General features: G+C 47.3%; 26 protein-coding genes. 7 read left to right on the top strand and 19 right to left on the bottom strand.

Annotated elements, in window-relative coordinates:
- Window positions 1-90: 90 nt before the first annotated feature.
- The 8 genes from folE to AC58PV_RS16725 all read right to left on the bottom strand — a co-directional run bounded on the left by folE (window position 91) and on the right by AC58PV_RS16725 (window position 5,581).
- On the bottom strand, window positions 91-678 hold the full coding sequence (folE, locus tag AC58PV_RS16760; RefSeq protein ID WP_056617551.1) for a GTP cyclohydrolase I FolE: 588 nt from the start codon (window positions 676-678) through the stop codon (window positions 91-93).
- 44 nt (window positions 679-722) lie between these two features.
- Window positions 723-944 carry a YneF family protein gene (locus AC58PV_RS16755; RefSeq protein ID WP_497366236.1) on the bottom strand — a complete coding sequence of 74 codons (222 nt, stop codon included), beginning with the start codon at window positions 942-944 and terminating at the stop codon, window positions 723-725.
- 79 nt (window positions 945-1,023) lie between these two features.
- Entirely contained in the window at window positions 1,024-2,055 is a 1,032-nt protein-coding gene (locus AC58PV_RS16750; protein WP_497433347.1) for an HD-GYP domain-containing protein, read from the bottom strand.
- A 34-nt stretch (window positions 2,056-2,089) separates the two neighbouring features.
- Window positions 2,090-2,626, bottom strand: a complete 537-nt coding sequence (locus AC58PV_RS16745) for a methylated-DNA--[protein]-cysteine S-methyltransferase (protein ID WP_497433346.1) — start codon at window positions 2,624-2,626, stop codon at window positions 2,090-2,092.
- A gap of 1 nt (window position 2,627) precedes the next feature.
- Complete coding sequence (gene queG / locus AC58PV_RS16740; RefSeq protein WP_497433345.1) at window positions 2,628-3,818, bottom strand: tRNA epoxyqueuosine(34) reductase QueG; 1,191 nt, start codon at window positions 3,816-3,818, stop codon at window positions 2,628-2,630.
- Window positions 3,819-3,852: 34 nt separating this feature from the next.
- The gene (lepB, locus tag AC58PV_RS16735) at window positions 3,853-4,452 is read right to left on the bottom strand and encodes a signal peptidase I (protein WP_497433344.1); all 600 of its coding nucleotides are present in this window, start codon (window positions 4,450-4,452) and stop codon (window positions 3,853-3,855) included.
- On the bottom strand, window positions 4,453-5,007 hold the full coding sequence (locus AC58PV_RS16730; protein WP_497433343.1) for a DUF402 domain-containing protein: 555 nt from the start codon (window positions 5,005-5,007) through the stop codon (window positions 4,453-4,455).
- A gap of 142 nt (window positions 5,008-5,149) precedes the next feature.
- Entirely contained in the window at window positions 5,150-5,581 is a 432-nt protein-coding gene (locus tag AC58PV_RS16725; RefSeq protein WP_068665946.1) for a GNAT family N-acetyltransferase, read from the bottom strand.
- An 808-nt stretch (window positions 5,582-6,389) separates the two neighbouring features.
- Between AC58PV_RS16725 and yfhS the strand changes: the two genes are divergently transcribed.
- Entirely contained in the window at window positions 6,390-6,614 is a 225-nt protein-coding gene (yfhS, locus tag AC58PV_RS16720) for a mother cell protein YfhS (RefSeq protein ID WP_497433342.1), read from the top strand.
- Window positions 6,615-6,765: 151 nt separating this feature from the next.
- Window positions 6,766-7,377, top strand: coding sequence for a superoxide dismutase (locus AC58PV_RS16715; protein ID WP_028555379.1), 612 nt, complete (start codon window positions 6,766-6,768; stop codon window positions 7,375-7,377).
- A gap of 161 nt (window positions 7,378-7,538) precedes the next feature.
- Here the strand turns inward: AC58PV_RS16715 and AC58PV_RS16710 are convergent, their stop codons facing one another.
- Complete coding sequence (locus AC58PV_RS16710; RefSeq protein ID WP_068665940.1) at window positions 7,539-7,883, bottom strand: DUF805 domain-containing protein; 345 nt, start codon at window positions 7,881-7,883, stop codon at window positions 7,539-7,541.
- 180 nt (window positions 7,884-8,063) lie between these two features.
- On the opposite strand from AC58PV_RS16710, the gene AC58PV_RS16705 reads away from it, so the two are divergent.
- Entirely contained in the window at window positions 8,064-8,747 is a 684-nt protein-coding gene (locus AC58PV_RS16705; protein WP_497433341.1) for a Crp/Fnr family transcriptional regulator, read from the top strand.
- Between the two features lie 22 nt (window positions 8,748-8,769).
- Here AC58PV_RS16705 and mutY read toward each other — a convergent pair whose 3' ends face one another.
- On the bottom strand, window positions 8,770-9,894 hold the full coding sequence (gene mutY, locus AC58PV_RS16700) for an A/G-specific adenine glycosylase (protein ID WP_497433340.1): 1,125 nt from the start codon (window positions 9,892-9,894) through the stop codon (window positions 8,770-8,772).
- A gap of 103 nt (window positions 9,895-9,997) precedes the next feature.
- Between mutY and AC58PV_RS16695 the strand changes: the two genes are divergently transcribed.
- Entirely contained in the window at window positions 9,998-10,570 is a 573-nt protein-coding gene (locus AC58PV_RS16695; protein WP_497433339.1) for a hypothetical protein, read from the top strand.
- 311 nt (window positions 10,571-10,881) lie between these two features.
- On the opposite strand, the gene acpS is transcribed toward AC58PV_RS16695, so the two are convergent.
- Window positions 10,882-11,268, bottom strand: coding sequence for a holo-ACP synthase (gene acpS / locus AC58PV_RS16690; RefSeq protein ID WP_497433338.1), 387 nt, complete (start codon window positions 11,266-11,268; stop codon window positions 10,882-10,884).
- Between the two features lie 201 nt (window positions 11,269-11,469).
- Here acpS and AC58PV_RS16685 point away from each other — a divergent pair, with 201 nt between their 5' ends.
- Window positions 11,470-12,447, top strand: coding sequence for an aldo/keto reductase (locus AC58PV_RS16685; protein ID WP_497433337.1), 978 nt, complete (start codon window positions 11,470-11,472; stop codon window positions 12,445-12,447).
- Between the two features lie 79 nt (window positions 12,448-12,526).
- Here the strand turns inward: AC58PV_RS16685 and AC58PV_RS16680 are convergent, their stop codons facing one another.
- From AC58PV_RS16680 to nadE, 8 genes are all read right to left on the bottom strand, one after another.
- A complete protein-coding gene (locus AC58PV_RS16680; protein ID WP_497433336.1) occupies window positions 12,527-14,089 on the bottom strand; it encodes a response regulator transcription factor in 1,563 nt (520 codons plus the stop codon).
- Window positions 14,067-15,980, bottom strand: coding sequence for a sensor histidine kinase (locus AC58PV_RS16675; RefSeq protein ID WP_497433335.1), 1,914 nt, complete (start codon window positions 15,978-15,980; stop codon window positions 14,067-14,069). Before AC58PV_RS16675 ends, AC58PV_RS16680 begins: the two co-directional genes overlap by 23 nt.
- Before the next feature lie 153 nt (window positions 15,981-16,133).
- Window positions 16,134-17,837: a type 2 periplasmic-binding domain-containing protein gene (locus AC58PV_RS16670; RefSeq protein WP_497433334.1), complete on the bottom strand. Its 1,704-nt coding sequence runs from the start codon at window positions 17,835-17,837 to the stop codon at window positions 16,134-16,136.
- An 87-nt stretch (window positions 17,838-17,924) separates the two neighbouring features.
- A complete protein-coding gene (locus AC58PV_RS16665) occupies window positions 17,925-18,812 on the bottom strand; it encodes a carbohydrate ABC transporter permease (RefSeq protein ID WP_497433333.1) in 888 nt (295 codons plus the stop codon).
- 21 nt (window positions 18,813-18,833) lie between these two features.
- The gene (locus AC58PV_RS16660; protein ID WP_497433332.1) at window positions 18,834-19,802 is read right to left on the bottom strand and encodes an ABC transporter permease; all 969 of its coding nucleotides are present in this window, start codon (window positions 19,800-19,802) and stop codon (window positions 18,834-18,836) included.
- Window positions 19,803-20,262: 460 nt separating this feature from the next.
- Entirely contained in the window at window positions 20,263-21,732 is a 1,470-nt protein-coding gene (locus tag AC58PV_RS16655) for a M56 family metallopeptidase (protein ID WP_497433398.1), read from the bottom strand.
- Window positions 21,733-21,807: 75 nt separating this feature from the next.
- Complete coding sequence (locus AC58PV_RS16650; protein ID WP_497433397.1) at window positions 21,808-22,140, bottom strand: BlaI/MecI/CopY family transcriptional regulator; 333 nt, start codon at window positions 22,138-22,140, stop codon at window positions 21,808-21,810.
- Window positions 22,141-22,323: 183 nt separating this feature from the next.
- The gene (nadE, locus tag AC58PV_RS16645; protein WP_497433331.1) at window positions 22,324-23,133 is read right to left on the bottom strand and encodes an NAD(+) synthase; all 810 of its coding nucleotides are present in this window, start codon (window positions 23,131-23,133) and stop codon (window positions 22,324-22,326) included.
- 762 nt (window positions 23,134-23,895) lie between these two features.
- On the opposite strand from nadE, the gene AC58PV_RS16640 reads away from it, so the two are divergent.
- Complete coding sequence (locus AC58PV_RS16640; protein ID WP_497433330.1) at window positions 23,896-24,225, top strand: transposase; 330 nt, start codon at window positions 23,896-23,898, stop codon at window positions 24,223-24,225.
- Window positions 24,165-25,070 carry an IS3 family transposase gene (locus AC58PV_RS16635; RefSeq protein WP_497433329.1) on the top strand — a complete coding sequence of 302 codons (906 nt, stop codon included), beginning with the start codon at window positions 24,165-24,167 and terminating at the stop codon, window positions 25,068-25,070. The genes AC58PV_RS16640 and AC58PV_RS16635 overlap by 61 nt, the downstream gene beginning before the upstream one ends.
- Window positions 25,071-25,104: the final 34 nt, after the last annotated feature.

Genomic DNA, 25,104 nt, shown 5'->3' with positions numbered 1-25,104 from the left:
ATGCCCCAACAAGTCTAACCTGGTATTCAACTAAAAAAAGGGAACGCTGCACAAGACCATTGTCTTCATGCACATTCCCTGGTTCTCTTCTTATTTTAATAAGGATAGAAATTCCGAACGCAGTGTAGCATCCTTACGGAAGGAGCCGCGCACAGCGGATGTTACGGTTTGACTGCCGTATTTCTTCACACCTCTTGCGCACATGCACATATGCTCACCTTCAACGACAACCATGACGCCATGCGGCTTAAGTACATCGAATAGAATGTCAGCAATTTCAGAGGTAATCCGTTCTTGCACTTGCAACTTGCGTGTAACTACATCAACCAAACGAGCAAATTTGCTGAGACCCGCCACTTTACCGCTCGGTAAGTAACCCACATGAACTTTCCCGAAGAAAGGCGCCATATGGTGCTCACACTGGCTGTAATAAACGATATCTTTAATAATAACAAGCTCTTCATGCTGTTCATCAAAAGTAACCCCAAGCACTTCGCGAGGGTCTGCTGCATATCCTGCAAAAATTTCTTCATACATACGCGTTACACGTGCTGGCGTATCTAGAAGTCCTTCCCGATCTACATCTTCACCAATCAGTCGCAGGATTTCACGGACATGACTTTCAATCTGCTCGCGATTCTCCGCAACTAGACCGTTTTTATAATCGATGGATGCCATCTTCTCTATCACTCCACCCTAGTTCTTAAAATTAAGAATGTATTTTACTTCCGTTTTTGATTGAAATTTTGATTTTTCATCATTTGTTGTGCTTTATTCAATTGTTGTTTATTCATGTTGTAACCCATTTGCTTCGCCATTTTGGCTAGCATCTCAGGATTGTTCTGCATGGATTCCAACTGTCTCTTCAAATAGAATACACCAATAAAGAAACCGCCGACCAAACCAACAATTAATGTGAGAATGGGAATAATATAACTCCACATAATCTGTGCCCCCTGCTTGTACGAAATTTAGAATAGAATGCTTGTTCTATCATATCATTACTGTTCCACGGTTTACAAATTAAAGAACTTGTTCAATGAAAACAGTTGTTTCTTTGGCTAGATCGATCTCTTTGATCTCCAGCAATTTATCTGAAGCATCTTGCTTCACAATTCGAATAATCGGGCGAGTCGGAAGTCCTCTGTGCTGACCTACGACAACGCCAGTCTCCCGATTGGTCAACCGAACCGAAGTACCTGTCGGATAGATCGAGACGATTTTCATAAATTGAATCAACACATCCAGGTCTAGCTTCGTTTCGGCCAGCGCCAGCATATGTTCACAGGCTTCATGCGGCAGCTTACGGCGCCCTGCGGACATATCAAACAACAAGTTGTCGTACATGTTGGCGACGGCGGTTATTTTGGCATAGAGATGAATTTCTTCGCCCATAATCCCTCTCGGAACGCCTTCTCCATGCAATGTCTCATGATGCTGAAAGGCCACATGGGCAATGAGCAGATTGAACTCACGCTTACTCTTCAAGAGCTCAAACCCACGCCACGTATGGTGCCGCCTCGGATCGTCCGATTCGTCGTCTGTGAGCAGCTCCACTTTCCCGATATCGTGCAACAAGGCCCCCATGGCTAAATCTTTCAACTGCGTCGTATTCATCCCCATATTCATCCCGATGAGCACAGACATCATACACACGTTCATCGCATGGATGTACATCTGATTGTCCTTTGTCCGGATATCGCTTAGCTGTACGAGGACATCACGATTCTTCATAATTTCATCTAATAGTGTGTTGATCGACATGCTGACATTCCGCGAGTTGAACTCTTTGCCCGACTGTATTGCGGCGAACGTCTGCCCCATCTGCGTCATCACTAGCTGCTTCGTTTCGTCCGACAGGATTTCCGGAATTTCTACATCCGCCAGGTTCGGGTCCTTGATGTAAATCATCGTAACACCAATGCGATTCAGTGTATTAATCATAAATACGGTTAGCTGCACATTCTCCGAAAGCAAAATAGCCCCATTGCTGGCATATATCGTACGCCCCAGGTATTGGCCAGCCTCCACCGAATCCAAATGCACATATTTCATAGGATTCACTCCACATGTTGTAATTGTTGAACTGCTAGGAGAACAGTGTTCGTTGTTCCAAATCTAATAAGTGCACTTTGGTCGGAAGCCCCCCGCCATAACCCACGAGCTCGCCGCCAGCTCCAATGATCCGGTGACAGGGAATGATGACAGGAATGGGATTCTGATTGTTCGCTCCCCCTACTGCTCGAACCGCTTTGGGCGAGCCAATCGCTTCCGCTATATGTTTATAGGATGCGGTCTCCCCATAAGGGATCGTCTGCAAGGCCAGCCATACACGCTTTTGGAAATCCGTCCCTTGTAGATCCAGCTCCCCTTCAAAGCTCTCTCGTTCTCTCTTAAAATACTGCGTTAATTGCTCCGCTACTGGCGCGAGCTGCTCTGCATTTTCGCTCAGCTCAAACGCTCCATACCAACGTTCTGCCCATCGCTCACGTTGTTCTCGATTCTGCTCATACGTACCGAACTCGACCTTGCAGAGGCCTTGCGGGGAAGCCACAAGCACAAGGGGACCGATGGGAGAATCAATCTCGGTATAGGTCAGCAAGACTGTCTCCTGCGGCTGTTTCATTTTAATCCTCCTGTACGGCCACTGCTTGAATGTTCTGCGCAGCTATGGCTTTCTCTATGTCCGTCTTCACCTGCGGCTCTTGCTCAGCCGCAGCGGCTTTATGCAAAGCGGCGAACGCTTCGTCGCCGCCGATGCGCCCGAGCGCCCACGCTGCGGTAGCCCGGATCTCCGGGCGAGGATCGCTCCGCAGCAGCTCTGTCAGGACCGGCACCGCGGTGCGGTCCTTGAAATTGCCGAGCGCAATGATTGCGTTGCGCTGGATGGGCTTTTTGCCGCGCCAGGAAGCCGCAATGCGCCCGTACTGCTCTTTGAAATCCTTGTTCGACATCGTGAGCAAGGGAATGAGCAGCGGCTTGACCTTCTCCGGGTCAGGCTGCAGTTCGGGATGATGCGTCCAGTTCATCCCCTTGTTCTTCGGGCAGACGACCTGGCACGTATCACAGCCGTAGAGTCGGTTGCCGATCTTGCGTTTGTATTGATCATCCACATACCCCTTGGTCTGTGTGATGAAGGAGATGCAGCGGCTCGAATTGAGCTGCCCTGGGCCGACTAGCGCCCCTGTTGGACAAGCATCGATGCAAATCGTGCAGTCCCCGCATTGGTCCATAATACCTATATCGGATTCGAATGGGATGTTCGTGATCATTTCGCCCAAATATACCCACGATCCCCATTCGGGGGTGATGACGGCGCAGTTTTTGCCGCTCCAGCCGATACCGGCACGTTCGGCAACGGCCCGGTCGACGAGGGCACCGGTGTCGACCATGCTCATCAGCCTCGCCTCCGGCACGCGCTCGGCTATGAAGGCCTCCAGCTTCGCGAGCCGGTCGCGAAGCACGTCGTGATAGTCGCTCCCCCACGAGGAGCGCGAGATCATGCCCCGATACGCCCCCGGCTCCGATCGGGGCGGGTTCTTCAGCTTCGACGGGTACGCGACGGCGATCGAGATGATCGAGCGCGGCGCCTCGAAGCTCAGCTCCGGGTGTACCCGCTTCTCGATATCCGGCTCCTCGAAGCCGGATTCGAAGCCCTTCTCCCTGTGGCGGAGAAGGATGTCCTTCAATGCGTGGAACGGCTCCGCGGACGTGAAGCCGATCTTATCAATGCCAAGGGAGGATGCGGCTTCCACGATCTCTTGTTGTAGCTTGCGCCAATCTGTTGGGTTAGGTAAGGAAACCGCCAATCTGCTCATCCCTCTCTTTATACATTTATCTAATGAGTTATAGTCACAGCTTTCCCACCATGTCTAACGGCCATAACACGAAGTCAGCTCGTCCTTGAACGAGACTGATCGGTATGACTCCGAACAGACGGCTGTCTGCACTTGCTGCGAAGTGCCGATTATCGCCCATAACGAAGATTTCGCCGGGTCCGACTTCTGTCGGGCCGAAGTCACCATCTTGAATGGGCGTATCCGTATAGGTCTCCAAGACTTTGTCTCCATTGACATAAAGAGCTCCTTGGCGGCCCTGCACCTCGTCGCCTGCGATTGCAATGACCCTTTTGACCAACAAGGGGTGCTGAGGTAACGCTAACTTCTCCGGTTCTTCAAGAATAACAATCTCACCACGGCTCGGTGCTTTCAAATAAGTGATCGCTTTGTTCACGAAGAGCCATTCACCTTCGCGAAGCGTTGGATCCATCGAGTGACCGCGCACCGTAGATAGATTGAAGCCAAATTGATGAACAAGGATAACAACAAGAAGAGCTACGAGAATGGATTTCGTCCAATCCCACAGCTCGTGCGCGAAACTTTTGGATTCATGAACATACCCTTGTGCAGAAATTTGCCTTTTCGAATCTTCCCGCCTGACGTAGGAGCTCATTCAACCGCCTCCGCTCTTATACTTTTCCCATTGCTCATAATAGTAGATCACCATGTCATCCTGGAAAGGAGGCTTGTCCTCATTCACTAACGTCAGCAATGTTGCGAGCCCTTCCTTCACCTTCGTTTCGACAAGTGCCGAGTAATGGTAACCAAGCTTATGACGCTCATATTCATCCTGATCGACAATATGTACGGTTCGATCGGGCAACCGAATCACATCCAAGTCATAATCGATATACGTTAAGACGTCCCCATTCACATACAAAGGAGAAGCCACATTACAGTAATAGCGCACGCCTGTCTCCTCCATGAGCGCTACGATATTAAACCACATTTTTGGTATAAAAAAAGAAACCCCAGGAACACGGCTAACCCACTCTTTACCATCCGCTTCTTGAATCTTAGTCTGACTATTAATGAACACAAGCATGCCCTGTTTCTGATGCTCTTCATGGAGCATATTTGCAGGAACTCGCCAATTGGTCAACCACATGCGGTGGAGATGCCCGTCGTGTTTGAAGCTTTTTATCACATACGGCGTGAAATTATCCATGTTCAAAGCTCCTCTGTAAATTGCTGCCGAAACGTTACCTTATTATACTAGAAAAGCATATCTGACCCCCAATTGCAATGGCGGCACAGATATGCTCCCTATAAGCAAACTTATTTATTTCCCTACCCGTAACAAATAGAGACTACACGCTTACTTTTTTCACAATGCTAAGTCGATGAGCGGTTCTGGAAAAGTCATCTGAACTGTAACCAGCAGACTCATACACAGGCAACACCATTTCGTTGTGCACATCTACTGTTACCATAATTTTCTTAACATTCCGCCCGAGAAACCGCTGCTTCATTGCCTCGATCAAAGCTTTGCCGATACCCTTACGTTGATATGCTGTTGCGACTGCGATCCTATAGTAGTAGCCATTGTTGTTATCGATCGTGCCGATAATCATGCCTACGACTTGCTCTTCTTCTTGAGCGATTAAAACAAGCTCCGTGTCCCACGAAAGCTGACGTGCGAAGGCTTCAATCGTCTCTTCATAGCAGGTTTCCGACAGAACGTCTTCTAGAAGTTCTTTAACCGAAGAGGTATCACCAAGTTGAAATGAACGAACATGCATACGGTTCTCTCCCAATTCCATATTAATTTGTAGAGATTAATTTTCTGGTAAAGAAGTAAATACGACAAAAAAACACGAAATCCTGCTGAAAATGTGGTGAAATTCACAAAAAACTTTGTTTTTTTCGTTTTATCTCTTGAAAGCGCTTAAATGCAAGCGTTTTCATTAATTCAGCACCTATAATTGCTGATTATTCTAGTTCTTTCTACCTCCTTGGAAATCCTTATGACCTAGCCATTTAGACGCATAAAATGGGATCCGCCAAGGAACAATGTAAAACAAAACCATGAATTGTGTATTAATTTGTAAGGACTTATATTTTGGGGGTTTAGGAGTCCCAATGAGTTTATTCAAATAAATAGCGCTACACCATAACCTTATTCGGGTTACTAGCTGTACTTTCAAAGAAAATAGAACGATGGCATAACGTTATTAATACTTCTAATTGGAATAATAGCCTGTAGAAGGACATTAACGCTATGCCATAACCTTATTCGGGTATATTTCGATTTTTTTCAAGATATAGAACTATAGCATAACGTTATCTATCACTCGGAATGAAACCTATCGATGCGATTCGGATTCCGAGTGGCACTTTTCGCATGCTAGAAGTTCATCATCCTCTAACTTTAATCTTCAACTGCATAACTCATGACAGAACTATGAACCTGAGAATTTGGGGAGTTTGACGATTCAAGCCCTAACTAGAATAGGGAAAATGGGCGAAACCTTATACTCCATGTATGAGATGTCTCAAAAAGCATCATCTTATAGGAGGATATTTCATTAAAGAAAGAGGTGAATCCTATTGTCAGATCACAAAGATGAACTCGATCATGAACTTACAGCGCACGAGTATCCCCGTGAGATTCCAGACTTCCAATTCCTAAGCACGAAGAAACCGGAAGAATGGACTGAAATCGAACTGCTCCAGCTCCACCGTACGATGAGCGACTTATCTCCCTACCTTCATGAGCAAGATACAGCTATGCACAATCAAATTACACGGGAAATGGAACGGCGTGGCATCTGATTATCGATAGAGTTACGATTAGGAAAAATATTGGGTAACTACTTAGTAACTACTTCAGACGACCGACTTAGTAAACACAAATGTTGCTTTATTAGCTTGGTTCATTCATAATGAAATTGAAACTACATAATTTTTAGGAGGTATTTATTCAATGGCACATCAACTACCAGCTCTTCCGTACGCTAACGAGGCTCTTGAGCCGCACATCGATGCAAAAACGATGGAGATTCACCACGATCGTCACCATAACGCTTATGTAACTAACTTGAATGCAGCTTTGGACAAACACCCAGCTCTGCATGACAAATCCCTTAACGACCTGATCGCTGATCTTAACAGCCTTCCTGAAGATATCCGTACTGCTGTTCGTAACAATGGTGGCGGACATGCTAACCACTCCCTATTCTGGGAAACAATCGGACCAGAAGCTGGCGGTGCACCTACAGGCGCACTAGCAGCTGCAATTGACAGCGAGCTTGGCGGCTTTGATAAATTCAAAGCAGACTTCGCTGCTGCTGCAACTACACGTTTTGGCTCTGGCTGGGCTTTCCTAGCTGTTGACAAAGCTGGTAAATTGAAAGTGTACAGCTTGCCAAACCAAGACAGCCCGATCATGGAAGGCGAAACGCCGGTTCTTGGTCTTGATGTTTGGGAGCATGCTTACTACCTGAACTACCAAAACAAACGCCCTGACTACATCGCAGCTTTCTGGAACGTTGTTAACTGGAACGAAGTTGGCAAACGTTACGACGCAGCGAAGTAATACGGATTTGAAAAGCGACCCTGAGGGTCGCTTTTTTTTGTTTTATTACCTATTTTTATATTCATAGTGTTACTGTACCGAGAAGAGATTGAGCTATTTTTCTCATGGAAAAGAGCCCCAGGCTATGCCTGAAGCTCTTGGAAACCGCGATATGCAATTAGCTATCCCTTCGGATTGGGACCATATTGATTATCGTTGACGTCACTATCTTGGCAGAAAAACACGAGCAGAATGATAAACCCAATCAAGGGAATGATGCCGAGCAGTATCCACCACCCACTTTTACCCGTGTCATGCAATCTTCGAAAGGCTACAGCTAGAGACGGTAAAAGGATAAATAGCGAATATAGGCCCGACAAGACTTGATCCAACCCGATAATAGCCTCCACAATACCTAACCCGATCGAAATAATAATATTGAACAAAACGAACATCCAATATTCCTTCCGACTTGCTCTGCCTGAAAATCCTACATAATTCGATAACACCTTGACATACCATTCCACCCAGCATCGACTCCTTTACCTGTTATCAACGAACAGCAGCATGGATTCTACTCCCCATTGATATTCCAGGAAAATGAATCTCATGACATCAAGTCTCAATTAGCGATTTCCCTTTACGTGCATGGAGCCTCGTTGTACCATGAAGTTAATAACTCAACGCGGAAATGAGGTGACAATTCCTTGAAATCCATTGTTCCATTACTTCACAACATCCCCCTCTTTCAAGAGCTTATGGAAGAAGATCTGGTCGGGATTGCACCACTTTTTACAGTTAAGAAAGCAACAAAGGGAACTATCCTTTTTAAAGAAGGCGAAGTTGGCGAGGAACTATTCTTGATCCATTCAGGTGTTGTGAAAATATATCGTTTGGACGAGGCCAAAGAGGTCACATTAGCTTTATTCCGGGACGGAGATTTCTTCGGAGAAATGTCATTGCTCAGTAATGGCATGACCCGATCGGCAACAGCAGAAACCATGGCAGCCAGCACGATGTATGTACTTAGTCGAACTGCCTTCACTTCGTTCATGGAAAAGAGCCCTAGGCTATGCCTAAAGCTCCTGGAAACGACGATGCAACGATTACGACATGCCAATGATCAAATCTATGATTTGACGTTCCTTGGCGTGCGTTCACGTATTATTAAAACGATTCTTCGCTTGTCTGAACAGCACGGTATCTCAACGCCAGACGGTCTACTTATTGATATAAAGCTGACTCATCAGCAGCTTGCCAACTTAGTTGGTACGGTGAGGGAATCCGTCACCAAGGTCCTGCAGGAACTGCTGGATGATGAACTTATTCTCATAGATAAAAAACTCATCACCTTAACAAATATTGAAGGCATTCAAGCTGAGATTCGTTAAAATTGTCGTCAGTTGCTTGGCATTACGCTTCGCATTGCTCCTGCCATTCTCTCATGATTCGTACGAATACATTGGGGAACGCATAGTTCTGGAGATCCTCCGGCCCAACCCAACGATAATGGAACGGAATCCATTCTTCCCCCGTACTTGGGCGATTCGCGTCACCTAACTTGGCACGGTATACTTTCATTTTCCACACAATATGGCTAAAAATATGTTCCGTATCCATGAACCACTCATCGGGCTGAATCCCGATCTGCTCTTGATCGGCAAGAGCTTGGCGAAGCTCGGACATATTCTGCTCATCGGATTGCCATCCGGATGACGGCCATTCCACATGGGGGAGCTCCCACATGCGGGCTAGCAAGCCCTCCTGCGGGCGCTGTCTGATCAACCATTTGCCTGCGTTCTCACCTGTCCCTTCGATGAGCGCCACGGCTCGCAATTCAGGACGAGGCGGTTTGGCCTTCTTCTTGATCGGAAGCGCTTCTTCCATGCCCGCTTCACGTGCCGAGCAGTGCGCCATGACGGGGCACGTCAAGCAGTGCGGCGACCTAGGGGTACATACCATGGCCCCCAGCTCCATCAGGGCTTGGTTGAAGTCGCTGGCGGTCCCTTCCAGAATGAGCTCGCGCGCGAGCTTCTCCATAATCGTCCGCGTGGACGGCTTCATAATATCTTCTTCGATGAGAAAATAGCGCGAAAGCACGCGCATCACATTGCCATCGACAGCAGGCTCTGGTTTATTGTAGGCGATACTCAGGATCGCCCCTGAAGTGTATGGCCCGACGCCTTTGAGGGAGGAGATGTCGGCTTTATTTTGCGGGACAATGCCTTCATAACGTTCATGCACTTCTCTAACTGCGGATTGAAGATTCCTTGCTCTCGAATAGTAGCCGAGCCCTTCCCACGCTTTAAGTACATTCTCTTCTGGTGCCGTCGCTAATGCCTCTACAGTTGGAAATTGATCCACAAATCGATGGAAATACGGGATTACTGTGTCCACGCGCGTTTGCTGCAGCATGACTTCGGAAATCCATATATAATAAGGGTTTTTGCTTCTGCGCCAAGGTAAATCACGTTTATGTGTCTGGTACCAATCCAATAAGTTCTTGGAGAAATACAATTGTTGTTCTTCGCTGTACATGTGCTCTCCTTCTCTATAGGCCGTGTTCAAGTTATAATGGATGAATGAATGGACATGGTACCATTATACGAGAAGTGCGGAACATAAAACTAGAGGTGAATGTATGCAAAACAAAATCACGCAAAACCAACAGCAACTCGAAAATAAAAGAAAAGATTGGCTGCGCGAAGCTCAGGGCTTAATCCCGCTATTGTTCATTTGGGGTGCTGAGTGGGTGTTTAGTGCTGCGGTTGATTTCGCCCTGTACTGGCGCGATTTGGATTGGCTGAAGCAAGCGGCTTTCGTTACGGCTGTGGTTGCAAGTTTGATCCAAATTTGGGGGATGAGGAAAAACGCTGGCCAGACCAATGAAGATACGGAACACATCGGATGGGGGCGCCCAATATTCCTAGTGCTGCCAGGAGCTATGCTCGTTGCTGCCGTGGCTTTATTAGAGGCGATTGGCGCGGTGAATCAGCTATTTGCGCCGATTTTGCGAGCTTTCTTGCTCGCCATTGGGTTCGTCCAAGTTGGACTGCTGCTCGGCAGGTCCCTTATTTATCTAGGGTTGTGGTTATTCGCGTTAACCGCGATAATGGGCGTCTGGTACTTGGGGTACTCCGATGTGATTCTCGAAGGAATGGGCGGTATTAGTCTATTGGTTAGTGGGTATATGCTGCGGGTTTGGGCGCGGTAAGGGAGGTTCTTGGGGGAGCAATACCACCGGGGAGCAACGCCAACGTCCACGTCCACGTCCACGTCCACGTCCACGTCCACACCAAATAACTGGAAAACCTCCAGTTATTTGGTGTGAAAATCACGTTTTTCAACGATTAGATGGATTTTCTGCATCTATTTTCGCCGAATCGAGCTAGTTTAGCTCCATCGGCCGAAATTAACAGCAGAAAATCCATCTATTTGTTTTAAATGCAGGATTTTCGTCCATTTAGCTGTAGAAAATCCAGTTATTTCATCCGCTAGTGATGCAGCTTGTGCGGAACTAGCTACTCACAGCTGCTCAACGATCGCATAAGCCGCAGCCATAGAGCCTGTATGCGTGATGCTGATATGGATACGGTAACTGCTTGGGAGGCCCGCTCGCAGCAAAGCCGCATCCTTCACGGTGCACACTGGCTTACCTAGCGTGTCCGGAAGCACTTCTAGATCTTGAAATCCAATCTGCTTGCCAATTCCGCAGCCGATCGCTTTCACAATCGCTTCCTTCGCTGCAAAGCGACCCGATACAAACTCCGCGAGTCTTCCACGGCGCTTCTGCGCCAAATCCCGCTCCGCAGGTGTTAAAATCCGCTCCATGAATCGATCACCCGATGAGCTCTCTAACATGCTGCGTACCCGCTCTATTTCAAGCAAATCCGTTCCGACCCCAATGATCATCGTTAGCCGATCCTCTCTTTATCCAGAACTGCCTTTTGCGTACAATTTAACCGATTCCTCTCGTAAGGTCAAGTGGGAAGACAAGCTCAAATGGACCACTGCTTACGTCTAGGTAAGTAAGTAACTCTATTTTCAGCTCTTATATCATTCTCCAACAGGCGTTATACTAGGCTTAGAAATTAGAGCTGGGAGGCCACCATAGTGAAAATCATGCCACTGGAAAGACGCGGGATTTCGAATAGCCGAATCGTATTCGGATGTATGGGACTAGGCGGAGACTGGGCAGGGAATCCACTAACCAAGGAAGATTACATCACCGCTGAAAGGGCTGTAGAAGCCGCATTATCGATTGGCATTACGATGTTCGATCATGCTGACATTTATAAAAGAGGAAATGCTGAGACTGTATTCGGTCAGGTTCTCAAGAACAGACCCGATCTGCGCGATCAAATCATTCTGCAATCGAAATGCGGAATCCGCTTTCAGGATGATCAGAACCCGCAGCGTTTTGATTTTAGCAAGGGGCATATCCTAAGCTCCGTCGATGGCATTCTAAGCCGTCTCGGGGTCGAGCACATCGATATCTTGCTGCTGCATCGCCCGGATCCGCTCATGGAGCCGGAAGAAATCGCAGAAGCTTTCAATACGCTGCGTTCTGCGGGTAAGGTGCGCCATTTCGGCGTGTCCAACATGACCTCCGCGCAAATGCGCTTCATTCAAAACTCGCTGCCGGAACCGCTTGTCGTGAACCAATTGGAGATGAGCTTGGCGCGCGTAGACTGGGTTGAACAAGGCATTCTGGTGAATCAGAAAGTTGGCGCCAGCGTTAACTTCGCAGATGGCATCCTGGAATATTGCCAAATGAATGACGTTCAAATCCAGGCATGGGGCCCGCTTGCCAAAGGTAAATTCTCTGGCAGCGACATCGCTGATGCGCCTGACACCGTGAAGAAAACAGCCGCACTCGTTCAGAAGTTGGCTGATGAGAAAGAAACGACGCCCGAAGCCATCGTGCTCGGCTGGCTCATGAAGCATCCGGCACGCATTCAGCCGGTTATTGGCACTTCCTCTGCACAACGCATCGTCGCTTGTGCAGACGCAGTTCGCATCGCGGACAATATGACGCGCGAAGAGTGGTACGCGCTGCTCGAAAGCTCCCGCGGCGTGCGCATGCCGTAGATCCTGGGCATCTGCGTGCCAACACACATAAGGCCGTCCCGAAGTAGAAGAATCTACTTCTGAGCGGCCTTTTTCACGCTCAGCTGATCACTTCACGCAGATCCCGATACTCCTGGGGACTAACCCCCTCCATCTCTTTGAATACACGGCTGAAATGTTTCACATTCTCGAAGCCAGCTCGCTCGCTGATCTCGTAAACTTTGAAGTCAGTCGTCGCGAGCAGCTCGCGTGCCCGTTCAATGCGCAGCTTTTTCAAATAATGAACAAAGCTTTCACCCGTGTACTCCTTAAAGGCCTGACTGAAATAGGAGTAATTGAAGGAAACATGATTCGACACCATCGCCATATTCAAATCTTTATCAAAGTTCTCCTGTATGAATTGTGTCGCTTTCTTCATTTCCTTGTGATCGATATGAAATGTCTTCATCGTGCGCACGTAGGCATTCAGTCGGTCCAACAGCCCCTCGACACTATGAAAATAGTCAGAGAAATAATAGAAATTCGAGATATCCCCGACTTTCTTGAACAGCCGCAGGATTTCCACAGACTCTCCGCCATAGACGTGAAACACTTTATCGAAAACAAGCTCGTTCAGAGCTTTGCTCACAGCTTCTACATAGGCGATATCGAACCGAGTCACCGTTTTCATGTCCAATATGTCCAACAGCAGCGAAGACATTTCCTTGTTGCGATCCGTTCCGAGCATGTTGGCGATTCGTTGAATCGCAGCGACAGGCACAGTGAAATCTTTATTTTTAGGAGGAATCGTTTCATAGTTCACACTGCCTGGTCCCGACTGCAAGAACGTATATTTCAACGCCTCTAGCGCTTCCATATACGCAGGCTGCAATCGCTCAGCGCCACACGTGTAGTCGCTTACCCCCATGCTGTACATGAAATAACCCGCGCCAGCGATCCGCTCCGCCAAATACGGAAACAAATCCCTCTGCTCGGCGATGAGCACTAGCTGGTTTTCTTTGTCCAGGACAATCGCATGCCGGTCACGGCAGTGGTCTGGCACATGGGCCAGCTCATCTTGGATACGAGCGAGAAATTCAGAATGCCCCATCCCTGCAGCTGTTCCCCGGTACTGAAGCACGCCAATCTGAAACCCTGCCTCCACCCAAGCCATATCGATCTGCCCCAGCTTGTTCCGAATCGTTTCCCTATCCAGATGCGTATGCCTGAGCAGATAACTTAACTGACTCTCCTTGAAAGCTTCTCGTTGCTGCAAGGAACTGCTCAATTGCTCTGAGATTTGCTCTTTGAGCTTGAAATCACTTTCCAATCGAACTAAGGCGCTAAACAGCTCAACTCGAATAATCGGCTTCAGGAGATACTCCTTCACCTCGCAGCGAATCGCTTCCTTCGCATAGGGAAAGTCATCATGTCCGCTTAAAATGATAACCGCAGGCTTCAGCACCAGCTCCTGAATACGATTAATCAGCGCAATCCCGTCCATCACAGGCATACGGATATCCGTAATGACAATGTCTACCTTGGTACGTTGCAACAGCTGCAGCGCTTCTGCGCCGTCCTCTGCAAACTCGAACGTATACCTTTCGGGATATTCGCGGGCAATCATAGCTTTCAAGCCGAGCCGGATATTTTTCTCATCGTCAACGATAAGTATGTTTCTCATCCGTAGACATTCCTCCAGATAATATCAAATAAGGCAGCCTCATGAATACTTTGGTATACGTCCCCTCCACACTCTCTACCCGAATGCCATAGTCATTCCCATAGTACATTTGGATTCGCTGCATCACGTTGCGCATACCGATGCCATTGCCTTCCTGCTCACGCTCAGGCCTATTTCCATATTTGTTATGAAAATAAGCATCCTCCATATGCATCTTCTCATGAAGCTCCTCAAGCTGATGCGCTGACATGCCTGCGCCGTTATCCCCAACCTCGATGAGCATGCCCTCCTCGCTCTGGCTCGCACGAATCCAGATCGTAACACCCTCTCGTCTAGCCCGCTCTATGTTAATGCCATGCTTCACGGCATTCTCCACAAGAGGTTGCAGCGACATCTTCAACACTTCCTGCTCTAGATAACTGCTGGGAATATCCAATTTCAGCTCTAATTTATCATCATAGCGAATGTTCATGATTGCGATGTAATTCTGGATATGCTGGATTTCATGGCGCAGCTGAACCTGATCACTGGACCACTTAAGGCTGTAACGCATCATCGCGCCAAGGGATGTCAACGCATTCGAAATCGTATACTGCGCTTCGACTTCCGCCATCATTTTCAAATTTTCCAACGTGTTGTAGAGGAAATGGGCATCGATCTGATTCTTCAGCGAACTCAGCTCCGCCTCTTTCGTCGCCGCTTGCTTGTTCACAGCCTCCACGATGAGCTCATTCATCTTCTTCATCATTTGCCGGAAATGATGGGCAAGCTCGCCCACTTCGCCGCCGGCGTCCATATTAATCTGGACGTTGAGATCCCCTCTGCGCACTTTTTTCATCGAATCGCGCAGGATATGCAGCTTTTTCAAAATTAACCCTTGTAAGAAATACGTAATCGCTGACAGGAGCGCAATTAACACAACGGCTGCTGCGATAAATAAATTCCGGGTATGGCGGATTTGCGTCACGGGTTCTTTCAGGGACACTACATTCAGCAAATGAGCATCCAGATTATCGATGGCCGTCGCCAAGATTAGGTACGGCGTATCCCCGATGATAACCGTGAAATTAGATCCCTCCGGATGCTGATTGGCATTCCACGCTTGGCGCAGCTGCTCCATGTTCATGCCTTTGAAAAACACATCGCCATTCCCCGTAAACATCCCGCCATGACGATCCATCACGAGCATATGTGACTGACCATCCTGAATGGGGCTGAACAGCTTCTGAAAAAACTTCTCCATCAACATATCGACCTCAAGAATGGCAACGCGGGTATCCTTGGGATAATAAATTTCTTTCAAGAGGGATACGTAGGTCCAGCTAGCTTCATTATCCGTGTTGTACCGATTCATAATATCTTTCTCGTTCTGCAAAATTCCCCACCGAGCCTCACCCTTGCGCGCCAACACATCCTTGTACCAGGAACGATCGGCAATTCGGCTTTCTTTGAGAAAAATAGGCCAAATCTCTTCGGTATTCGGATTATCTGTAAATAGGCGAACATTGGCGATACTCGGATTATTAAACAGGAGACGCTGTAAATTTGAAAACGTATTCATATTAAAATCCACAAGTTCAGAAACTTCAAGCTCATGTGCGCTATGCAGATATTGAATAACCTCTTTGTCCGTGATGGAGAACTGTGCTGCGCGTCCCATGGCTTCAATATTGTTAAGAATACTCGCCTTCTCGCTCTCTAACGCATATTGATTATTGTTCACGGTGTCTTGGATCGTATTTTGGTAAAATTCATTAAATAAATACCAAGAAATCAATATAATGGGAATCAAAATGATGATGATATAGGCACCGATTAGTTTCGTTTGGATCGAAATCCGATTCGTCATCTGCGTAAGCCGCATTCTTCCTTTGCCCAGCATGGCTCCCATGGTCACATATCCCGTCTTTCTTTTCGGTAGTTCTCTTATTTTAATACAAAACAGGCTAGGTGCGGGAAGTATTTGTGAGATAAGCGACCCGTTCATTGGCAGCGAAAAACCCGAAAACCCGATAGATTCGGGCTCTCAGGTCAATTCATTGATTTACTTCGCAGATGCGGCAATTTTCTTCGTGTTGGATTCAAATTCCCTTTGTTGGTAGGCTTTCACTTTATCCAATCCGGCTGCCTGGCGATCCTTCTGATATTTATCGAACAACTGATCGAATTCGGCATCCGTCTTGGCTAACAGCAGCTTGGGCAGCGTTTTGCCCCATGCCTGGGCGATCTTCGTATTGGCAATCCCTTCTTCAGATGTCCCCGTCGGAACAATATTATCGTATTGCGAGAAGCTCTTCGACTTCCCTTTCGTCCAGTCTTCCGGTTGTTTAATCGGTTCCACGCTAGGCGGTGCCCACTGCAAGTTCATGTTCGTATCCATCAGCATCCAGAAGGTGTAGGACGAGCCGTATTTTTTATCAAAAGCAGCCCGGTCTTTATTCATAAGATCCAGCACTTCTGGCTTAAATTGATCTTTGCCATTGTTGGTGTCATAGCTTACGCCTTTCTCACCCAAGTACAAATCTTTATTGCCTTCTTCACTAATGAGGTAACTCAGGAATTTAATCGCTCTTGCTTTATCCTTCACGTCTTTGGAAATCAAGGTCACTGTCCAACCAGAGATACCAGGACCTGCTAGGGTTGGCGGGCTTTTGGCAGCATTAGCTGGACCGTCAACGGCAATATAGACTTTGTTCGGATCTTTTTGGTACAGGGAAATATTTTGATTCGCTAAATCAGAACGTTGATACAACATGGCGAAATAACGGCCTTGGGCAATCTTTTCTTCCATTTGAGGGCGTTTATCGATAAAAATATCTTTAGCCAGCAAGCCCATTTCATTGGCTTTACGGAACGTTTTGAGCCAGCTCACGAACTCTGGATCCGTGGAACGATCGTAGAGCTTATTATCTTTTTCATACGGAATTGCTAAGAAATTCTGCAGCATGGAACCATTTTGACCCGCATCCAGCAATGAACTATTCCCTAAGTCTCCGAACTCATGCAAACCTAGCGGAATCAGCGGCTGACCGTTCACATCAGGGAACTTCTCTTTCGCCGCCTTAAGCGCGTTCAGGAACCCTTCTTGTGTTCTCATATCTGGCTTGCCGATCGCCTCATACATATCTTTACGAACAAGGAACGTTTGGTTGGATACGAAGTTTTGCCCGTATTTCTTATAGTCCTCGGAGGAGGAGGAAGCGTTCGGATAGCCGTAGAAATTGCCATCTTTCTGTGTGTACCACGATGTTTTAGCCGGGTCAGCTACCTTAATGAAATAAGGATCATATTGTTTGGCAAGCTCATTCAGCGGAAGCACCATGTTGCCTTCGATCATTTTCTTCACGGCATCTTCATACCAGCCCAGCGTGATAAAATCAGGCAGCTTCCCGGAAGCAATCATCGTATTCAGCTTCTCATTCTCATTGCCCGCAGGGACGATAAAGTTGATATTCACACCCGTTTTCTTGGTGATGTACTGCGATGTGGCGTCAACGCCCCATTTATTCGGAAACCATGAAAAGTTGAGGTACCAATCAAACGTAATCGGCTTTGTATCGGATTTCCAACCTGGATCATTCGCGTTAGCTACAGGCGCAGCGGATTGCGGTGCAGCCGTTTCTGCTGCTTTGGTGGCCTCTGGGCTTGTAGTGCTGGTGCTGGTCTCTTTATCGGTGGTACAGGCAGTTATTGAAAAAGCTGTAAATAAAGCAAGCAAAGTCGTTAGCGTTTTGCGTGGTTTCCTCATTGGCGTTTCCCCTTTTCGAATTCATTATGTGTAATCTCTGTTCGATTAACAGAGCTGGCCACCAGCGTTGCATGAAGATTGACATGACTACCCCTTAATAGAGCCAATCATAAAACCTTTTACAAAATACTTCTGTAAGAACGGGTACACCAGCACAATCGGCAATGTGGTCACAACCATCGTTGCAAGCTTTATCGACTGCGAAGATACCGTCTTCGCTACACTTCCCGTCGTTGCTGCCATCATTTGATTGGAGCTGGACTGCGCAACGACCCGATAGAGATACGTCTGGATCGGTTGAAGTTCGCTTTTGTTAATATAAATCATCCCGGTAAAGTAATCATTCCATTGATAGACGCCATGAAAGAGGGCAATCGTAGCGACGACAGGCATGGACACCGGCAGGATAATTTGATAAAAGATTTTGAAATCATTCGCGCCATCAATCTTCGCCGCTTCCTCTAAGGCATCCGGTATTTCTCGGAAGAAGGATAAGAAGATAATGAGATCAAAAAAACTGAACATCGCAGGAATGATATATACCAGGAAGCTGTCGAGCATCCCTAAATCTCGGATTAACAGATAATACGGAATTAAGCCTCCGCTGAAAAATAAGGTAACCGTACCGATCAGCATGTAAACGTTGCGGCCAATGAGCTCTTTGCGGGAGAAGGCGTAGGCAACCATCGCTGTAAAAAGCACGTGAACTACTGTACCGATCAGCGTCTTCGCTACAGTGACTCCCATGGCCAGCATGATGCCATTATTCGCAAAAACCGCCTTATAGCTGTCGATGCTGAACACCCGTGGCCACCAGTAAATCCCCCCTCGCATGGCGTCATTCCCTTCATTGAAGGAATTAACGAGCACGTACCAGATCGGGTAGATGGTTACGAAGCAGATGACTAGCATGAAGATAAAATTGAAATAATCGAAGGCAGCCTCTTGGTAGGTTCTGCGATTCAGGGAGAGCATGGTTGGTTCACCTCCTAGCCTTTAGAATAGCGACGTGTTGTTGAGCCGCTTGGTAATGAAATTCGCTGAAAGCAGCAGCAGGAGTGAGATAAGCGACTTAATCAAGCCAACCGCCGTAGCATAGGAGAAGCGGCTCTGACGAAGACCTACTTCATACACATACACATCGATTACGTTGCTGGCGCTGGCATTCAGTTGGTTTTTGAGTACCAGAATTTGATCAAAATTGGAGTTCAGAATACCACTCACCGAAAGAATGAACAGAATCGTAATCGTTCCTTTAATCGAGGGAAGGGTGACATAGAGCATTTTCTGAAAACGTCCCGCTCCGTCGATTGTAGCCGCCTCATACATATCTGGGGATACGCCAGACATCGCAGCTAAGTAGATAATCGCCGACCAGCCAAGCTCCTTCCAAATATCCGAGGTGACGATAATGCTCCAGAAATACGAGGGTTCTGCCAAGTAGCTGATCGGCTCTTGGATAATATGGAGCGCTAGCAGAAGCTTGTTGACTAGGCCAACGTCAGCTAACCAAGTGGCGAGTATGCCTCCGAGGATAACCCAAGATAAGAAGTGGGGTAAGTAGGAAATGGTTTGAACCAGTTTCTTAAAACGGATTGAACGGAGTTCGTTCAAGAATAAAGCGAACACAATGGGAAGCGGAAAGCCGATGACGAGCTTGAGTACGCTCATCCCGACGGTATTTGTAATGACACTTGCCAGATTATCATCTTCCAGAAAAGCCTTGAAGTGCCCAAGCCCTGCCCAGGGTGCAGCGGATATGGGTTTCACAATATTGAAATCCTTGAAGGCAATGATGATCCCGTACATGGGAACATAGTGAAAAATGATCATCCACGCAACGCCGAGCAAGGCCATAACCTGCAAATATCGCTGTGCATAGACCATGCGGAGCAGCCGGGACGCTGACCTGCGGAAGTGGACTGACTTGTGATTCGGAGCAACGATTTCCGTCTCCGTCTTCATTGCTGGCTGCACCTCCTGTGTCTTCTTCATGTAAGCACTTTCACTTTTCTCATTATAGGCGTTCTCATTTGCCGATGTAAGGCTTCAAATTTCAGTTATGGTTACTATTTTTTGGATGTTGGATTGTGGACTTTGACCTCAAACCCAAACCCAACCCCGAACCCCGACCTCGCCATCCTTCATCTACCTTCCCGCCGCAGCAAACAAATTAAATGGATTTTATGTAGCTAATCTTGCTGATTTTCCCCCTTTAAGAGGAATAGATGGATTTTCTACAGTTAGTTTCCGTTAAAATAAACGAAACGGCTAATCTAGCTTGATTTAGCTGTACTTTTTACAGTTAATCGCGAAATCGCCTGCGGTACGGGGGAATTAGATGTACTTTTTACATTTATATTGTGGCTGCCACACGAAAAAAGACCCAAGGCATCATTCTGCCTCGGGTCTTCTTCAGTTAAGTTTACTCCGCTACAGGAGCAGCTGTAGGAGTTGCTGTTAACTCTCTCACTGCCGGGACAGCAGTGGGAGTTGTTCTTGATCCCTCAGCTGCTTGGGCTGCTGCAGCTGCTGCTCTTGACCGCTCCACTGCTGGCGCAGCTGCAGGTGCTGTTCTTGATCGCACAGGTGCTGGGACTGCCGCAGGTGCTGTTCTTGACTGCTCAGCTGCTGGCACCGCTGTAGGTACTAATCGTGAGCCCTCCGCCCCTTGGGCTGCTGCAGCTTCCGACCTTGATCCGTCCACAACTTGGGCGGGCGCTGGTGTTGCTGGCGCTGGACTTGATTCTACCGTCGGAGTCGTTGGTGTCACGACGACGTCAGCAGCCTTAGTTTCATCTACGGTTGCTGCGGTATTATTTTTATCCGTTCCCGTTGTTAACGAGCTTGTCTCGGTTATCTTTTGATCAACAATTGGTGGATGGGATTCAGCAGCTGATTTCTTATCTACACTCGCATTCGTCAATGAACAACCACTAATAATAACAACGGCAGCCAAACCAAGGAACGACCAACGGTAGGAATTAAATTGGAAGTGTTTTATCATCATAATTCTCCTTTTTAACTGTGACTTATTTCCGGATAAATGAACGTTACCTGGCACACTTACGGGACGGACATAATTTTCCAATAATTGTATGAGTGTATATCCGTACGCCTCTCTCTTTGCTGGCTCTATATAAGAAAGGGCTAAAGCATCGCTTGCGATCTCTTGATCCTCACGCATGCGTTGATGAGCGTACCAAAGTACTGGATTAAACCAGTGTATGATTAAAAGAAATTGCATCAGCCAATTGACGCCAATATCATTTCGTTTGCAATGGGCTAGTTCATGCAGGAACACATGTCGTAATTGCTCTTGGTTTAAACTATTGAGGGCCGACTGCGGTATAACTAAGCATGGTTTCCAAAAGCCGAATAATGTCGGCATCGACAATTTGTCCGATACGACTAACGCGACAGGTTTATGTATCGACATTAGCTGATGGCATTGAGCGAACAACTGGGTGATGCTGATGTCAGTTATCGGTTTCGTTTCTTTCGTTATTTTCCGCGCAAATTTATGATTGATCACGCATGTATATGTCGCAAATAGGACGATTCCTAGCAGCCAAATAGATATAGCGTACTTGTACAAGCGATTCTCTGGTGCAGCCGTACCTGGCAATTCTTCATGCGTCCTGATCGCCACAGTTGGATCGAATTCGTGAATACTTTCCGGGTACGATAGCCAATTATAGATGCTGAAATGGCTCTCAAAGTCCCAAGGGAGAAGCAGTCTTACGAGCACCAATAACCACATGAAATAGTGCCATCTAGGTTTTATCCGATTATGAAGGATGCGCTGAATGAGCATGATGAACACAACGGTTATGGTGGCCATGGCCGACACGGATAGAATCCATTTAAAAATACCTGTAAGAAGTTCAGTCATAGCGTTCACGATCAGCCCTCCCTCCGTTCCTAGACGTGGAACCTTGCTGAAGCACTGCCCATTTGAGGTACCTTATCATTTGCTTTTACCATCTAGCATATCTTTTAACTCTTTGATGTCTTCCTCCGACAATTGCTCCTCTTTCAAAAAATTAACGAGCATCGGCTTAAACGCCCCGCCGTAAATCCGTTTCAGAAAAGATTGCGTCTCCGATTTCACGCACTCCCCCTCAGACACCAAAGGGAAGTAGGCATACACCCTGTTCTCTTGCGTAAACGATATGGCCTGTTTCTGCGCTAACCTGTTTAACAAAGTTCGAATTGTTTTGGGTTTCCATTCTGTCCGCTCCTGCATGGCATCAATAACTTCGTTCGCCGTGCGTGGCGATTCGTTCCAGAGCACCTTCATGACTTCCCATTCGGCATCCGTAATATGTGGGACCGTCTTCACCTGGTTTCCTCCTTTCACTTGGATTACAACTGTAATACACTTTGAATATTACAACTGTAATCCAACCTTGTCAAGCTGAGCCGTTGGAGAAATGAAAAGAGACCATCCCTATCAAACTGGGATGGTCTCTCTATCGTAATCTTAAATTCCCGGAATCGGCACACGCTTATGCTCGGTTTTCCTGTACTGATTCTCCAGCTTCTCTTGCACAGCTGGATCGATTTGCTTGCCTTCGAGGTAGTCGCTGTTATCACCGTAGGTGATACCAAGCTCATCCTCGTCGGTTTGCCCGTCCCAAAGCCCAGCTGTCGGGGCTTTGTCCAGCACGCTTTGCGGCACGCCGATCTTCGCCGCAAGCGAGCGCACTTGTCGCTTGTTCAGCGTGCTCAGCGGCGTGATGTCAACGGCACCGTCACCGTACTTCGTATAGAAGCCGGTGACTGCTTCTGAGGCGTGATCGGTGCCCACGACGATCAAGCCGAGCTCGAAAGCCAAGGCATACTGCATGACCATGCGCGTACGTGCCTTGATGTTGCCTTTGCCACCGCGGCTCACGTGCTGATGCACGCCGATATGCTTGAGGCCGTATTCGACTTCGATGGCAATCTCGTCGACGGCCTCTTCGATGTTATTCTCGATTTGATATTTCAAATCGAAGGCTTTCGCCACAGCGTAGCTATCCTCGATGTCCACTTGCTGGCCGTAAGGCTGGAATACGCCAATGGTTTTGTATTCTTTGCCTTTTTCCGCTGTTAGCTCGTCTGTAGCTTGCTTACACAGCCCTGCCGCCACCGCGCTGTCAATACCGCCGCTGATTGCGATCAGCAGGCCGTTTGCGTGTGCGCCGAGCACGTAATTTTTCAGGAAATCCACACGCTTGCGAATCTCTTCATCAATGTCAATTTCCGGTTTAACGCCAAGTTTTGCGATAATTTCAGCTTGTAAGCTCATGCAACTCTCCACCTTTATCTATATTTTGGGAATGATGCCTTCATTGAGATCTAGTATAGACTTTCGGCTCCCAAATTTCAAAGTGTAATCCGCAGGAATTACAAAAACGGATGCTGAATCTCGGCGGTGGCGAGGAGGGGGGCGTTGGTTTATGTGGAGATAGTCGATTTTTTCGACTATCTACCCCCGTTGGGGCACCGGGGCTGCAGAGATAGTCGATTTTTTCGACTATCTCTGCCTGTAAGGGCACCAGGGCTAATGAGATAGGCGATTTTTTCGACTATCTCTGCCTGTAAGGGCACCGGAGCTACTGAGATAGGCGATTATTTCGACTATCTTTGCCTGTAAGGGCACCGGGGCTACTGAGATAGGCGATTATTTCGACTATCTTTGCCTGTAAGGGCACCGGGGCTACTGAGATAGGCGATTATTTCGACTATCTTTGCCTGTAAGGGCACCGGAGCTACTGAGATAGGCGATTATTTCGACTATCTCTGCCTGTAAGGGCACCGGGGCTACAGAGATAGTCAATTTTTTAGACTTGCGGGAGCCAGTCACCTCTCTCCCTATCCATAAGTCGACTCTTTCGACTATCGCTCCTGCATTCGCCTCTGCTCTCTGGTGATAGTCGTATTTTCCGACTATCACCACTCTCGCTTCCAAAAAGAAAGAGCCCACCTGCTCATCTGAAGTGCACCCCTTATAATGAACATTGGAAAAACCCCCTGGGTAAACCGATGAATTATAAGGGGTGTATCTTTTATGGCGATTAAAGGACAAACGTTTAGGCATTATCCAGAATCCATTAAGACAGAAGCAATTCGTTTACATGTGGTTGAGGGATGGAGCTATAGAGAGATTACAGCACATTTGGATATTCATGATAAGGGCAGGGTCAAGAAGTGGATGAGGAAGTACCGAGAGCGCGGGGAAGAAAGTTTCAAGGACAAACGTGGAAGGCCGTTTCGCACAGAGACAGAGCAGGAGCGAGTGATTCGACAACTGCAACTAGAGGTAGATGTGCTAAAAAAGTGGTTACAAATCTTGAATCGGGAGGTGCCCAAAAGAAATACTACGTCGTTGATGAACTGAAGGACGAGCAGAATATTAAGAGCCTATGCTCTTACTTGGGAGTAAGCAGAAGTGGCTACTACGCCTATGTAAAGCGTAGCAAGACAGATCCAGATGGAGAGCTAAAGCTCAAAATCCTAGCAATCTACGAGCAACGCAAGAAGATTCTAGGATATCGGCGAATTCAAGATGAGTTGTATCGTCAGCACAACCTTATCGTCAATCATAAGAAGGTGCTACGCCTTATGCGTGAACTTGGCATCAAGTCAATTATCCGTCGTAAATATAAGTATCAAACAAGCCATGAAGCAGCTGTGTCTGACGGCAGAATAGCTGAGAACTTGCTAAAACGGGACTTCCTTGCCGACGGTCCCAATCAAAAGTGGGTTACAGATGTTACGCAATATCGTGTGTTCGATGATCGAATTTACTTATCCGCTGTAAAAGATTTGTGGAACGGTGAAATCGTGTCCTATCACATCAGTAAGTATAATGACAATCCACTTGTCCTAGAAACGTTTAGAAGGGCATTTGAAATGCATAAAGACGTGACTGATAGAATCCCAGGGTTGATCGTTCACAGCGATCAGGGAAGTCAGTACACGTCTCATGCTTACCACGACATGCTGCCAAAGGTTGGAGCCCAAATCAGCATGTCTCGCCGAGGCAATTGTTATGACAATGCCTCCATGGAAAGTTTCTTCTCTCATTTGAAAGTGGAAGCTCTCTATCCCTATGATATCCGAAATATTGAGGATGCACAAAGGCGAATTGAGGAATTCATTCGTTTTTACAACGAGGAAAGAGCACAGAGAAAACTAAATAAGCTGACGCCGGTTGAGTACCGGCGCCAGCTTATATCCTAGGGCTTTTTTCAGTGTCCATTAAATGGGGTCTTGA

This window comes from Paenibacillus sp. J22FR83 (assembly GCF_059691955.1).
This window is presented reverse-complemented; position numbering and strand designations above follow the sequence as displayed.

Bases quoted from the DNA above. Each gene is read 5' to 3' on its own strand.
- lepB (WP_497433344.1), bottom strand. From the start codon at position 4,452: ATGAGCTCCTACGTCAGGCGGGAAGATTCGAAAAGGCAAATTTCTGCA.
- AC58PV_RS16675 (WP_497433335.1), bottom strand. From the start codon at position 15,980: ATGGGAGCCATGCTGGGCAAAGGAAGAATGCGGCTTACGCAGATGACG.
- AC58PV_RS16680 (WP_497433336.1), bottom strand. From the start codon at position 14,089: ATGAGAAACATACTTATCGTTGACGATGAGAAAAATATCCGGCTCGGC.
- acpS (WP_497433338.1), bottom strand. From the start codon at position 11,268: ATGATCATTGGGGTCGGAACGGATTTGCTTGAAATAGAGCGGGTACGC.
- AC58PV_RS16725 (WP_068665946.1), bottom strand. From the start codon at position 5,581: ATGCATGTTCGTTCATTTCAACTTGGTGATACCTCTTCGGTTAAAGAA.
- AC58PV_RS16650 (WP_497433397.1), bottom strand. From the start codon at position 22,140: ATGAAGGTGCTCTGGAACGAATCGCCACGCACGGCGAACGAAGTTATT.
- AC58PV_RS16755 (WP_497366236.1), bottom strand. From the start codon at position 944: ATGTGGAGTTATATTATTCCCATTCTCACATTAATTGTTGGTTTGGTC.
- AC58PV_RS16670 (WP_497433334.1), bottom strand. From the start codon at position 17,837: ATGAGGAAACCACGCAAAACGCTAACGACTTTGCTTGCTTTATTTACA.
- AC58PV_RS16745 (WP_497433346.1), bottom strand. From the start codon at position 2,626: ATGAAACAGCCGCAGGAGACAGTCTTGCTGACCTATACCGAGATTGAT.
- AC58PV_RS16695 (WP_497433339.1), top strand. From the start codon at position 9,998: ATGCAAAACAAAATCACGCAAAACCAACAGCAACTCGAAAATAAAAGA.
- nadE (WP_497433331.1), bottom strand. From the start codon at position 23,133: ATGAGCTTACAAGCTGAAATTATCGCAAAACTTGGCGTTAAACCGGAA.
- AC58PV_RS16655 (WP_497433398.1), bottom strand. From the start codon at position 21,732: ATGACTGAACTTCTTACAGGTATTTTTAAATGGATTCTATCCGTGTCG.
- AC58PV_RS16715 (WP_028555379.1), top strand. From the start codon at position 6,766: ATGGCACATCAACTACCAGCTCTTCCGTACGCTAACGAGGCTCTTGAG.
- mutY (WP_497433340.1), bottom strand. From the start codon at position 9,894: ATGTACAGCGAAGAACAACAATTGTATTTCTCCAAGAACTTATTGGAT.
- AC58PV_RS16730 (WP_497433343.1), bottom strand. From the start codon at position 5,007: ATGGATAATTTCACGCCGTATGTGATAAAAAGCTTCAAACACGACGGG.
- folE (WP_056617551.1), bottom strand. From the start codon at position 678: ATGGCATCCATCGATTATAAAAACGGTCTAGTTGCGGAGAATCGCGAG.
- queG (WP_497433345.1), bottom strand. From the start codon at position 3,818: ATGAGCAGATTGGCGGTTTCCTTACCTAACCCAACAGATTGGCGCAAG.
- AC58PV_RS16660 (WP_497433332.1), bottom strand. From the start codon at position 19,802: ATGAAGACGGAGACGGAAATCGTTGCTCCGAATCACAAGTCAGTCCAC.
- AC58PV_RS16750 (WP_497433347.1), bottom strand. From the start codon at position 2,055: ATGAAATATGTGCATTTGGATTCGGTGGAGGCTGGCCAATACCTGGGG.
- AC58PV_RS16640 (WP_497433330.1), top strand. From the start codon at position 23,896: ATGGCGATTAAAGGACAAACGTTTAGGCATTATCCAGAATCCATTAAG.
- AC58PV_RS16665 (WP_497433333.1), bottom strand. From the start codon at position 18,812: ATGCTCTCCCTGAATCGCAGAACCTACCAAGAGGCTGCCTTCGATTAT.